The organism is Okeanomitos corallinicola TIOX110, from assembly GCF_038050375.1.
GTDB classification, from domain to species: Bacteria; Cyanobacteriota; Cyanobacteriia; order Cyanobacteriales; family Nostocaceae; genus Okeanomitos; species Okeanomitos corallinicola.
The window spans coordinates 3,928,209-3,941,176 of the sequence record NZ_CP150886.1; the positions used below are offsets into that span (position 1 = coordinate 3,928,209).

Sequence of the window (12,968 nt, forward strand, 5' to 3'; positions counted from 1 at the left end):
CTTTTTCCGACTGACCACCATGATACCAATTGGAAAAATGATTGTGACAAATGAATCTATACAACCCTGACATAAAAGGGTGTTTATAGTCAAAAATATCAAATCCAAGTGGCATAGCAAAAGTCAAGCGATAGCTGCGAACAAAGATTAAATAGCTGATGAATAGCCTTAACAGTTGTTTAGTAACTACGCCTGACCAAAACGAGCATTTTATTCTGCACGAGTAGTACACATGTATCATACAATTGTTAAACCTGGCAACATAAAATCCTCACATAGATATCAAGGACTAAATTGGACTACTTAGCAACGGTGTGATCAGGAAAAAACGTTACTATCATAGGACTTACGCACGAATTACGGAATACCAAACCGCAGAGGACGCAGAGAATACAGAGGATAGGAGTTTGATAGACTTCTTGCGTAAGTCCTAATTTCATATTTAGGGAAGGTGACAGGTGACAGGTGACAGGTGACAGACAAGAGATACAGAGATTTCTATTGTTTTCCCAAATGTGCAATTAATTTTGCATGGGTACTTAACTAAAATTATCAACATCTAAGTAAACCCGTTAATACATATAGTAAACCAACAATTTGTTTTTGTATTTGAACAAAGACATATATATATTATTTTGCGGCAATATAAGATTCTATATCTGATTAAAAATCAATCAAATTTAATTTTCAATACTGAAGTAAAAAAACTTTTACTAACTACTGGAGTGCTAGTACGGCTATAATTTATGTCGAAACCTATGATGGGGCTTTAATTATGACTAATCAGTCTATTATTTATGAAATAGCATACAAATTAGATACTCATACCAACTCAAGGCGAATTAAAAAATTAATCTTCTGTGCTTGTAAAAATATTTGGCAAAATGATCAACAAATATTGAATACATTTAAATCATCTGAACTTATTCAAGAATTGTATGATCATCATCCAACAATAGAACACGTTAACTATACATTATCACAAATCGTTAATACCCTGAATAAACCTGGTGAATATTCCATAGTCGCCAATACTATTTTAGGGGAATTAGAAAAACTCTATGTAACCCATGCAGAAAATACAGAAATAGTGCTAAATTATGCACATTCTGAAGAATCAACACACATAACGTATCATCAAAATCAACAAGAAATATCTGCCAGCTTGGTAGAAGAATTGAAAAACCATCAAATCAAGTATGAATATAATCCTTTTGATTTGCGGCAAAATATTATGAAATATACAAATCCATTGAGAGCTAAAATTGTTTTATTTTCTGCTCTGAATAACCAGTTTAATTTTCAAAATGATGATTGGTCAAAACTAAAACAAGAAAATTTGGATACTTTATTACAAAAATTATTTGCTAGTTGTGAAACATTTGAAGAGCTTGAAATCAAACTAAACAATAGTATAGTTTCTTTAGGAGATCAAGATGAAACTATTCAATCAGTAGGCGCGATTCTTCAATTCATGCGAAGCTTATATGGTAACATTTCCTGTCATCCATATCAACATCAACCTAAGAATCAGTATCATCTTCAAGAAGATAAGTTAATTGTTAACTCCGAATATCAACTAGCAACAACAGATATTGATGATTTCGACTTTTATGAAGATGATCAAGGTAACACCTGTCAATTTATAGAACCACCAAAAATAAATATGTTCAGACAAGAGCATAATAATTAATAACAGTTACTAAAACTGTGAATCTTCTTGGGTAAACGGGAAAAATCAATATTAATTAACAGCCAAAAATATGGATGCTAACGAGATTATTAAGAGATATGCAGACGGAGAAACAAAGTTTATTGAAGCTCAACTCAACGGAGTTAATTTATTTGGTGCAGACTTGATTGGTATAGACTTAAATAGAGCAAACTTGCGAGATGCCATTCTCATTTTTACTTATCTAAGTCGAGCAATATTAAATAAAGCCAACCTAATATCTACTAATCTGAGTGGTGCTAACTTAAATCAGGCAAGTTTAATCAGTGCCAATTTGCATGATGCTAATTTACATGGTGCAACCTTAGAAGGTGCAGATTTACGCAACGCTAATTTAACATTAGCGGATCTACTAGATGCTAACTTAATGAATGCAGATTTACGTGGTGCAAATCTTAGCGGTGCTAACCTGACAGGAGCTTGTTTAAGAGGCGCTAATCTCCGGGAAGAAAAGAGAATCTACAATGCTATTTTGCGGGGTACTAATCTACATAAAGCTGACTTACGAGGTGCTAATTTAACAGGTGCGGATTTAGCAAAAGTTGATTTAAGTGGTGCTAATTTGAGTGAGTCAACCCTACGTGGTGCTGATCTCAGTGGTGCAAATCTCAGTCAAGCCATTGTACAAAACGCATCTCTGACTGAGATTAACCTTGCAGGTGCTAATTTAAAAGCAGCTAATTTGATGAATTCCAGACTAGACAGAGCCAACCTGAGTGAAACTGAACTAACAGATATTAACTTACAAGGTACATTGTTAGCAGATGCAAAGCTAAATAAAGCCAAAATGAGTGGGGCAAATCTGAGTTTTGCTAGACTAAGTAGAGCCGATTTAAGTAGGGTGAATCTGCGCGGAGCTAACCTAAATGAAGCAGATTTGGTAGATGCTTATCTGGCTAGAACAAATCTCATGGGTGCTAATTTAAGTAAAGCAATTCTCATTAGAGCAGAAATAAGTACAGCAAATCTCATGGGTGCTAATTTGCATGAAACAATAATGCCTGATGGTACAGTTAACTACTAATACAAAATCTTAGTCAGCAAACCCTAAATACAAGCTATAAATTATCAACTATAATGATAGGATTAAGAAATACTAAACCCTGACTTGCTTACTCACCTTTTAACTTCAAAGCCTCAGTTGTTGACATACCCTCACTTTGAAGGCCAAAATATGACAAAGCCGCCGCAGCTTCAGCCCGATTTACAGCTTTTTTAGGTTGAAAAAGAGTCGTATATCCAAACACTCTCCTAATATTTGACTGTTCAGCATTTTGAAAATCAGCTAAAATTGCTCTTAATGCTTTGGGGTCAATTTTTTCCGTATCTTGAAAACCCCAAGTTTGTTTGACAGCTTCTAGATTAGCATTAGGTAAAGCTTGACGAGTATCTAAGGGGACTTTCCACAGCAATAAGTTTTCCCTGGTTAAAGGTGCATCAGGACGAAATAAAACCGCTGTTGCATCCCCAGATAAGCTACTAGGAATTAATCCTGCTTCTGCTAATCCTTGAATAGCTGGAAAATCAGCATCTTGAGGTAAAACATCTTTAAAAGCTGGTTGAGTGCTAGTAGATGCTAAACGGATTTTTTTAGCTGGATTATTCGCATACATGACATTATTAGCAGCAACTAACCAACGGGCATATTCTCGGCGGGTAATGGTTTTGTCAGGCTCAAATAATTGACTATTGGTCGCCATAGAAACACTATTATTTGGCTTTGTAGCTATTGATAAAACGCCTAATTTACCTAAATCTCCAATTTGTTTCCGCCATTCCGGTGGAACTTTATTTAAGTCACTAAATTCTATAGATTTTAATATTTCAGTATCGTTATTTACTTCTTTATTAGCTGCATTGTCAACTTTATTAACAGGTAAGTTCGGTCCTATAAATTCAGATTTATTGATTGAAGGTGATACACTGGGATTTTTGGCTAAGTCAGATTCAGTTTTAGTTATATTAATAGGTGTATATTCAATTAACAATTCTGTTGATGTTTGAGGTTGGTTATTTTTTGCATTTGTAACTGATTTAGGTTTAATTGACACCTTGAAGAATAAATTATCATTTTTGACTTCAAAAGTACCTTCTGTGTCATCTTTTGGTTGTTGTAAAATTTCCCAGTTCTTATTTTTAAATTGACTTCTATAAAAGTCGGTAATCGCATTACTAGGGTCAGCACTTTGCCAACGAGTTAAAATGCGACTATCGGTTTTGTTATCAGAATTTTTAGCCGTTTCAATCTCTGTTAATTGGGCATTAGGATATTTAGGAATGTTTTCGGGAAAGTTAGTAGGTAAAGAAACTAAAGACGGTGTTGGTGTTGCCTGACTTTTAGTTTCCCCAAAAACTATGGGGTTGCTTTGCAGTCTGGTATCTGCTGCTAAAGACTGTTCTAAATTCTTAGCTGCTGATCCGTTATCACAGGCAGTTAATGTAGAAATTAAAACAGCTATACTGAAAAATAAGACTGGGGGTTTGGACAGTATCACAGGAAGACCACAAATTAATTTGTTTTCAATTTCTACACTAGCATTTCTGTTATCGGTGGTGATTTCACAATGTTTGAGGATTTATAACTTACAAAAAGCGTAGATATAGATTTGTTCATTTATGAATACGCTCTACATTTGCACGATTCTATTTATCCTTGATAATAGAGCTAAAGATAGGATTTAACTCTGATTAAGCAAACAGGGGATACATTTCTCTATATCTATCTGAAAATTGTTATTTCGCTGCTGCTAGTGCTAATATAAGAGAATAATCTCTTAAAACCTAGCTCACAGGAAAATAAAAATCAAGCTCACTAATACTAGGCTTTAGTGATTCTTAAAAAGTATCAGCTAAAGACAGTACGCTGAAAAATTAATACTCGCAAAGTCCCCATGTCAGGCAGTTGCAAAAGCTGAACATAGGTTTGTCATGATTGGGAATTAATGCCATAATCAAACTTATCTAGTATCTTCCTTGTTTTATTCAAGGTAAATAAACTTAATGTTTGCAGGGAATAATTTCGAGGCTGCTTTCTGAGAGTGATGGGAAATTTTAAGCTTAGTTATCTATCAGCTGTGAGATATTTATCAGAGTGTATGAAAAATATAAAATAGATATTAAATTGGAAGATAACAACGACCATAGACCATCGTTAGTTGATTTCACTTCCTACAAAGTGTCGCCAGGTTGTTACCAGTGCTGAAACAAGATTACATGCAAGTTTCCCAGGATCAGCCTATCTATTCTGAGGCTCCACTCCAGCTGTTACTGTTTGTTGACGGACGGCCAAAATCTCGTCAACAGGTACAGAGAATACGCGCCTACTTACGAGAATTAGAGGCTGAGTATAGTTTTGAACTTCAAATTATTGATGTTGGTCAACAACCTTATTTAGCTGAACATTTTAAGTTAGTAGCAACGCCCGCTTTAGTGAAAATCCATCCAGAACCTCAACAGACTCTGGCTGGGAGTAACATCATAGCTCAATTAAAAAGCTGGTGGCCGCGTTGGCAAGCAGCGGCGGAAGCATTTTTGAAGTTACACGAAGACTTGAAAGAACTTTCTGATGAGAATGGATATGTGACATCACCTACATCTACAATTCATTCTGTTGCTGTGTCGGCTGAGTTAATTAAACTTTCCGATGAAATTTTTGACTTGAAGCAGGAAAAAGAAAAACTGCAAGAACAGCTACAGTTTAAGGATAGGATTATGTCTATGTTAGCCCATGACCTGCGTAATCCTTTAACTGCTGCTTCAATCGCAATGGAGACGCTTCAAAATAACTATGATTTAGAACAGGGTAAGTTCAAAACTTTAAAGCCATTAATGGCTGAACACCTGCTTAAACAAGCTCGCGCTCAAGCAAAAATAATTGATCGGATGATTGCTGATCTCTTACAAGTAGGCCGTGGTAATGATACGGATTTGCCGATCATACCTCAAAGACTAGAGCTAAGTAAAATCAGTTTGGAGGTATTGGCAGAACTGGGCGATCGCTGCATTGCTAAATCCCAAAAAGTAGAAACAGATATTCCTAATGACCTGCCATCTGTATATGCAGATCCAGAACGCATCCGCCAAGTTTTAGTGAATTTATTAGATAATGCGATTAAGTACACACCTAATGGGGGCATCATTAGCTTATCTGCTCTCCATCGTACCACTCAAAAAGTGCAGTTTAGTATTGGTGACAATGGACCGGGGATACCTCTGGAAAACCGCGATCGCATTTTTGAAAATCATTTTCGTCTAGAACGGGATGAAAGCAAAGATGGGTATGGGATTGGTCTGTCCTTATGCCAGCGTATTATTAGAGCGCACTATGGTCAAATTTGGGTAGACTCAAACCCTGGTGGTGGCTCATGGTTTCATTTTACGTTACCAGTTTATCCATCTTAAATAAATAGTCAGTAGTCAGTTATTTTATTTATTTAATCCTGACTTCTAAATTGTTACGCACAAATCCTATAAATAAAAAAATGCCACATCCGTTAATGTATGAAGAAGATAACTTTGTTGTTTTAGAAACAAATCAACCAGAACAGTTTCTGACAGCAGCAGAGTTATTAGAAAAATTAGTCAAAACTTTACAGAAAATCTCATTTGATGACCTGCCTCAAGATATAAAAAAATTTTCATCAGTAACAGAACAAGCACAATATTTAATTGATACTGGTTGTGAATTAGATATTGAACCTGGCAAATATTTACAGTGGTATGCAGTGAGGCTAGAAAAGTGAATAAGTAGTCGTGCAAAATAAATTTCATATTTAGGGAAGGTGACAGATGACAGGTGACAGGTGACAGACAAGAGATACAGAGATTTCTATTGTTTTCCCAAATGTGCAATTAATTTTGCCCAGGTACTTAAATGGGCATTGGGCATTGGGCAATCAATCTTCTCCTAACTACCCCTGCCTTTTGCCTACTACTTTATGCCTCCTGACTGCTTGTACTACTTACTGTTGATTAATAGTAATTAACTCTAGTTCAATTCTATCTTCATCAGGCTGCGTAACTTTTACTTCTACATTAGGTGCGAAAAACTTATTCATTTTTTCCTGTTTTTGCAACCACTTATCCAAAGGGATAAAAGGTGAATCAAACTCTAAAGTTAAAGAATAAGCACCATTTACTTCTGCTTCTCTTAAACCAGTTACAACAGGTCTTTCATCATCATTAGGACTCAGACCTAAGAATTCTAAAGCTCGGTCTAAATGCGCTTCTTGTCCGTAGCAGAATCTAGTGATGTCCTTACGGATCTTATTTTGAGTGACAGTTGCTTGATCTTTCCTGAGTGCTAATACCGTTGGTGTCGTCTCTTGACTAAAGGGTATGGGCTTGAGTTCATTAGCTTTGAGAGCCAATCCTCCTAACAATAGAGGAATGCCATAAAAAAAACCGACTAGGTTGAGAGTCGCGTTATCAGCAGCATAGGCCACAAAGCCAATGATGGTTAATGTGCTACCCACGGTTAAACCAAGTGTTCCTAAAGAAATTTTGCCCAGCATAATTGAAAGTATTTATCATTTCTTAATATCTTAGTTTTATTATCATCTCTTAGAAAGCAACTTCTCGGAGAACTCAGGACATTTGTGCTGATTGATCAGCTTCAGCCCATTTTGCGTTAAGTTTAATTAAGAACAGGAAATACAGGAATAACACAATGGATATTCAAACAATCAAAGAAAGAATTGCCTCTGTTCAGAGTAAACGTGAATACCTGCTGAGTTTACTAGAAAAACCAAATTTAGGAACTTTAAAAGTTGATGTCAATCAGGCATTGGACGAATTAGATGATCTAATTGATGAATTTAGACGCACCATACCTGAAGAAGGAACTAATTAGGGCTTGTTGAGAAAGTCTTTCTGTCAGAACAAGGAGGCAGGGGAAGCAGGGGAAAAACCCAATATCCCATGCCCCATGACTAGGTTAAACAAATAAGATAAATATTAAAGCATTAAAACAAACGTACGTAAATGATGTTAATGACTACATTTAAAACGCTGACCTAACTGTCTAACTAAAGCTAGAAGTTCACTGGTAGGAGTATCTTTTTTACAAACTTCATCAAAACTAGACATTGCCTTTGTTTGCTGCAAACTTGCGTCTTCTACGGAAGAGAAAGCCAGAATTTGAGTTTTTGGGGATATGGATTTAATGTAACTAGAGGCACACCAACCATCCATCACAGGCATTTGTAGATCCAACACAATGACATCAGGTCGGTAACATTCAACCATTTCTATAGCTTCCTGACCATTACTTGCTAAACCTACGACTTCCATATTCTCTTGTCCAGAAAATGCAAATTGTAGGGTTAAACGAGTTAGTTCATGATCGTCAACTAACAGAACTCTCAAAGAAGAAGATTCACAGGACAACATTAACATTCCCGAAAAAGAAAATTATATATAGTTAGTCATAGTGTATGGGAATAACTACCAGTATTGAATCTATCTTTCGGTTGAATAAATGCCTCTAACACCACAAATTAATTCGGGTGTTTGTACTATGAATCAAGAATACCTGGCTTTTACGCGTTGGCAGTACGCTATCAGAAAACCCTAAGTGATACTTGCTGATGATAAAGCCATAGACATGAGAGTTTTTTGGGAATTGGCTTCTGGACAATCATTACCTGGTCTTCTTTGAATATAACTACCATCTGATTGTAAATCCCAAGCATGGCGGTTATCAGCCAACATAATTCCCAGAATTGCTTGTAAATCCTTGGCAATATCTGGGTCTTTAATAGGGGTAATAACTTCTACGCGCCGATCTAAATTGCGACGCATCCAGTCAGCACTACCGATGTAAATTTCTTCCTGACTATTGTTATAGAAGTAAAAAAGCCGGGAATGTTCTAAAAATCTGCCAATAATGCTCATAATGCGGATATTTTCGCTAATATCTTTCAGTCCTGGTCGTAAACAACAAATACCGCGAATAATCAGGTCTATTTTTACACCAGCACGGGAGGCGTTATATAAAGTGGTAATAATTTGTGGATCAACTAAGGAGTTCATTTTGGCAACTATCCGCCCAGAAAAACCATTTTGAGCATTTTCAATTTCTCGGTTAATTAGTCCCAAGAAGCGATCGCGCATATTTACAGGGGCGACTAGTATCTCCCGATAGGTTTTTTGGCGAGAGTATCCGGTCAAAAAGTTAAACACATCGGTTAAATCTGCCCCTAATTCTTCCCGACAACTCAACAGACCTAAATCTGTGTATAATCTTGCCGTTTTTGGGTTGTAGTTTCCAGTACCGATATGGACGTAACGACGGATGCGGTCTTTTTCCCGTCGGACGACTAAAACAATTTTGCTGTGGGTTTTTAAACCTACCAAACCATAGACAACATGAACACCTACTTTTTCTAAACGCCTAGCCCAGTAGATATTATTTTCCTCATCAAACCGTGCTTTTAACTCCACTAACACAGAAACCTGTTTACCATTTTCTGCGGCAGCTATTAAAGCATTGACAATGGGTGAATCACCGGAAGTCCGGTAAAGAGTCATTTTGATAGCTAAAACGTTGGCATCCCAGGCTGCATGAGTAATAAATTTTTCGACTGTACCGGTAAATGACTGATAGGGGTGATGCACCAGTAAATCTTTTTCCCGGATGACAGAAAAAAAGTCTTTTCCCTCTTCCATTTCCAATAAATTTGGATCTATATTTGGTTCTCTGAGGCGTTGTAGACGGGAAGGTACTACGGACTGACGTGGTGGATCTTTGAGTTCTGGTAGTTGTAGGGACATAAAATACATCAAGTCCCGTAGTCCTAGCAGATCATCTACTTGATAAATGTCGTTTTCAGTTAATTCCAAATCTTGTAACAAACGAGAACGCAATGCTTCTGGGGTTTGGGATTGAATTTCTAACCTGACAGGAGTTCCACCCATGCGACGTTTACGCAGTTCTTGTTCAATGGCTAATAGTAAATCATCTGCTTCGTCTTCTTCCAGTTCTAAGTCAGCATCACGAGTAATGCGGAAAGGGTGACATTCAATAATTTTCATCCCTGGAAACAGGTATTCTAGATTGTGGGCGATCGCCTGTTCTAAAGGTACACCGACCCAATGAACGACTTTGCCATTATCCTCATTTCTTAACTCTGACGGTAAAGGGATAAATCTTGGTAAAACTTTAGGAACTTTGACTCTCGCAAAAAATTCTTCCCCTTTTTCCGGGTTTTTGACCACAACTGCTAAATTTAAGCTGAGATTAGAAATATAAGGAAAAGGATGACTAGGATCAACAGCTAGGGGAGTCAAGACCGGAAATATTTGTTCTTTAAAATATTCGTCTAAATAATTACGTTGTTGAACATTTAATTCAATGTAATCAAGAATATAAATACCATGATTAACTAATAGGGGTTGTAAAACTTTCTTAAACTGTTCATTATGTCTGGTGACTAAAGGGTTTAAAAGCAGTCTAATATCATCTAATTGTTTCTGCGGCGTGCGGCCATCGGGAGTTAATAAATTAACCTTTGCCTCTACCTGCTGTTTTAATGCAGCAACGCGCACCATAAAAAATTCATCTAAGTTAGAACTAAAAATAGCCAAAAATTTCAGGCGTTCTAATAGAGGTGTCCGTTCATCACAAGCCTCATGTAAGACTCTAGTGTTAAACTCTAACCAGCTTAACTCGCGGTTAATATAGTATTGCGTATCACTTAAATCAATAGTAGGGGTAATTTTTTTAGATTTTGGCATGGTTATTTAAAGACTAGTAGATTTCACGCAGCACAAGGTAGACAATCAGTTAACTTAATTAAGTTAATTACTATAGTAATTTTTGGTTAAGAAATATTTAACACTTTGGAAATATGTTTCAAGCAACCCGTCGCCGTCTTGCCCTTTGGTACACTGCTGTTACTGCTATCTTACTACTCTTGTTTGCCACTGGAGTATATTTATATGTCCGCAGCACCCTGGTAGAAAGAATTGACGATACCTTAAATCATGTAGTGGAAGTAGTAGAAAGATCCCTGGTGATTGAACCTGTTAACTTCCAAGCTAATAAATTGCGGGTAAATATAGAAGCCAGTTTTCGTAATAATGCGGATAACGGCGAAGATGACCGGATTGACCTAGAATGGTTTAGCCCCACCGGTGAATTACAGTGGTCTACTTTTTCTGAACCGTTGCATATTCCCATTCATGGTCATCGTATTGGTGAAACCGTGCGCTTAGTGGGAATGGGGGGATGGGGAGACTCAGAACTGTTATTAAGACAAGTTACCCATCGAGTAGAAATGGGAAGACAGGTTTTAGGATATCTGCGTGTTAGTCATCCTTGGTTTGAGGTTACTAAACCCAGTCGTCAGTTAATTTTTGATTTAGCTTTGGGTAGTGGTTTAATGGTGCTTTCAGTAGCTGCAAGTGGTTGGTTTCTTTCTGGTAAAGCGATGGAACCGGTGGGGGAGTCTTATCAACGTCTCAAGCAGTTTACCGCTGATGCTTCCCATGAACTGAGAAGTCCTATTGCTTTAATACAGACTAATGTCCAAGTGGCACTGGCTGATTTAGACTTAGAATCTAGTAATATTTCTGATTATCGTCAACAATTAAGGTTAATAGAAAGAATAACTCAGCGTTTGGGTAGATTAGTCAATGATTTATTATTTCTAGCACGACAAGATAGTGGAATTAGTCAAGATGTTTTTTCTTCTTGTCCCTTGGATGCTTTACTGATAGAAGTGGTGGAAGAACAACAAGTTTTAGCTAAAGAGAAAGCTATTACCCTCACTCTCAATTTAGTTGATCCTCCCTTAGAACTAGATCCAGAGTTACAAGAAAATTGGCTAACTTTAATAGGGAATTGGGATGAATTAGTGAGATTATTTACAAATTTAATTGGTAATGCTTTGCAATATACACCTACCCAGGGAAGTGTAGAGGTGGAATTACAGCGACTTGTAGGAATTCGTTACAGTGTTTCTTATTTACAAATTAAAATCAGTGATACGGGAGTTGGTATTCCTGGTGAGTCCTTACCTCAGTTATTTGACAGATTTTACCGTGTAGATCCAGCGCGTACCCATCAAGGTCGGGAAAGTCAGAAAATTACCACTGGTTCTGGTTTGGGTTTAGCGATCGCTCAAGCTATTGTAGAACATCATCAAGGTCAAATCCAAGTTGATAGTATTGTTGGGAAAGGTACTACTTTTACTGTGATTTTACCAGTTAGTTTTGACTAGGTAATAGGTAATAGGTAATAGGTAATAACTGCTATATATTCAACATTTGTTTCTTGAGGTAGAGGGAGACAAATATATTTACTTATTAGTCTGAATATAGTGCAACATGAAAAATAATAACTATAGGAAAATATGCCAATTGCGATTAGAAATGATATTACCTACACCTTACTAAAAAAAATCAAAGAAACTGGTGAAGGGATGCACGAGGTACATTTTCATCAAAATGATTTTCCCAGCCATAGAATTACAATATCTGATTTTTTGGGACATTTAGATTATTTAAACCAAAAGCATTATATTAATGCTGAGTTTACAGGTAATGCCTACGCAACGCAAGCAGATGTTCCTGATTTAGTTCATCCCCAAGAATTTGATTTGCGAATTGCTAATACTCTAGGCGCACCGGATGGACCTTTACCGCATTTAATAACTTTTAAAAAAGCGGAAATGACAGAAAAAGGACAAAAGCTATTAGAGAAATTAGAAGTTAATCCCCCAATCATTTCAGATGAGAAACAAACAATTGCTATTGCCGAAAAAGATTTACCTTTTTTAGAAAAAGTCATGGTTAAAAGTGGCTTATCAGATATTTTTGATGCCAGAGATTTAACGGAAGTTGTTTTTCGGGTCATGCGGGATTTAATGACTACGGAAGCTGCTGATAGAGTAGAAGCAGAACTACATGAAGCGGCAGAAATAAGTGAAGATAAATCTCTGCAATTAGAAATTGCTGATTTGTGGCATGATACTAACCCAATTGTATCATTTTTAAGCCGGATACGTCCACCTTTACAACCGAGAGGAATCTTTAGAGGAATTGATAGCGATCGCTTTTTATTCCGAGTCGCAAATGAAGGGGGAATGCCTAGTAATGTCAATGTAGAAAAGGTAATTAAAGCTGTATTTTCTGCCACAAAAAATGAACTATCAGCAGCAAGAATTCAAGAAATTTCTACTTGGTTACCTGATAAAATTCGCCAACTTTGGGAACAAGCATAAGCAGCTGATAG

General features: G+C 36.7%; 11 protein-coding genes. 7 read left to right on the top strand and 4 right to left on the bottom strand.

Features of this window, described 5'->3' with window-relative positions; genetic code table 11:
• Positions 1–775 precede the first annotated feature (775 nt).
• Positions 776–1,693, top strand: a complete 918-nt coding sequence (locus WJM97_RS17210) for a hypothetical protein (RefSeq protein ID WP_353930006.1) — start codon at positions 776–778, stop codon at positions 1,691–1,693.
• Between the two features lie 70 nt (positions 1,694–1,763).
• The gene (locus WJM97_RS17215) at positions 1,764–2,756 is read left to right on the top strand and encodes a pentapeptide repeat-containing protein (RefSeq protein WP_353930007.1); all 993 of its coding nucleotides are present in this window, start codon (positions 1,764–1,766) and stop codon (positions 2,754–2,756) included.
• Positions 2,757–2,844: 88 nt separating this feature from the next.
• Here WJM97_RS17215 and WJM97_RS17220 read toward each other — a convergent pair whose 3' ends face one another.
• The gene (locus tag WJM97_RS17220) at positions 2,845–4,227 is read right to left on the bottom strand and encodes an S-layer homology domain-containing protein (protein WP_353930008.1); all 1,383 of its coding nucleotides are present in this window, start codon (positions 4,225–4,227) and stop codon (positions 2,845–2,847) included.
• A 700-nt stretch (positions 4,228–4,927) separates the two neighbouring features.
• Between WJM97_RS17220 and WJM97_RS17225 the strand changes: the two genes are divergently transcribed.
• Positions 4,928–6,133 (top strand): histidine kinase, encoded by a 1,206-nt coding sequence (locus WJM97_RS17225; protein WP_353930009.1) that lies wholly within the window; start codon positions 4,928–4,930, stop codon positions 6,131–6,133.
• A gap of 80 nt (positions 6,134–6,213) precedes the next feature.
• On the top strand, positions 6,214–6,474 hold the full coding sequence (locus tag WJM97_RS17230) for a chlororespiratory reduction protein 7 (protein WP_353930010.1): 261 nt from the start codon (positions 6,214–6,216) through the stop codon (positions 6,472–6,474).
• 219 nt (positions 6,475–6,693) lie between these two features.
• Here the strand turns inward: WJM97_RS17230 and WJM97_RS17235 are convergent, their stop codons facing one another.
• Positions 6,694–7,245, bottom strand: a complete 552-nt coding sequence (locus tag WJM97_RS17235) for a DUF2854 domain-containing protein (protein WP_353930011.1) — start codon at positions 7,243–7,245, stop codon at positions 6,694–6,696.
• A gap of 155 nt (positions 7,246–7,400) precedes the next feature.
• Between WJM97_RS17235 and WJM97_RS17240 the strand changes: the two genes are divergently transcribed.
• On the top strand, positions 7,401–7,583 hold the full coding sequence (locus WJM97_RS17240) for a hypothetical protein (protein ID WP_353930012.1): 183 nt from the start codon (positions 7,401–7,403) through the stop codon (positions 7,581–7,583).
• A gap of 137 nt (positions 7,584–7,720) precedes the next feature.
• Here the strand turns inward: WJM97_RS17240 and WJM97_RS17245 are convergent, their stop codons facing one another.
• Positions 7,721–8,128 (bottom strand): response regulator transcription factor, encoded by a 408-nt coding sequence (locus WJM97_RS17245; RefSeq protein WP_353930013.1) that lies wholly within the window; start codon positions 8,126–8,128, stop codon positions 7,721–7,723.
• 174 nt (positions 8,129–8,302) lie between these two features.
• The gene (ppk1, locus tag WJM97_RS17250) at positions 8,303–10,468 is read right to left on the bottom strand and encodes a polyphosphate kinase 1 (RefSeq protein WP_353930014.1); all 2,166 of its coding nucleotides are present in this window, start codon (positions 10,466–10,468) and stop codon (positions 8,303–8,305) included.
• Between the two features lie 113 nt (positions 10,469–10,581).
• Here ppk1 and WJM97_RS17255 point away from each other — a divergent pair, with 113 nt between their 5' ends.
• Together WJM97_RS17255 and WJM97_RS17260 are read left to right on the top strand one after the other, a co-directional pair.
• A complete protein-coding gene (locus WJM97_RS17255) occupies positions 10,582–11,955 on the top strand; it encodes an ATP-binding protein (RefSeq protein ID WP_353930015.1) in 1,374 nt (457 codons plus the stop codon).
• A gap of 132 nt (positions 11,956–12,087) precedes the next feature.
• Positions 12,088–12,957: a DUF2267 domain-containing protein gene (locus tag WJM97_RS17260; RefSeq protein WP_353930016.1), complete on the top strand. Its 870-nt coding sequence runs from the start codon at positions 12,088–12,090 to the stop codon at positions 12,955–12,957.
• Positions 12,958–12,968: the final 11 nt, after the last annotated feature.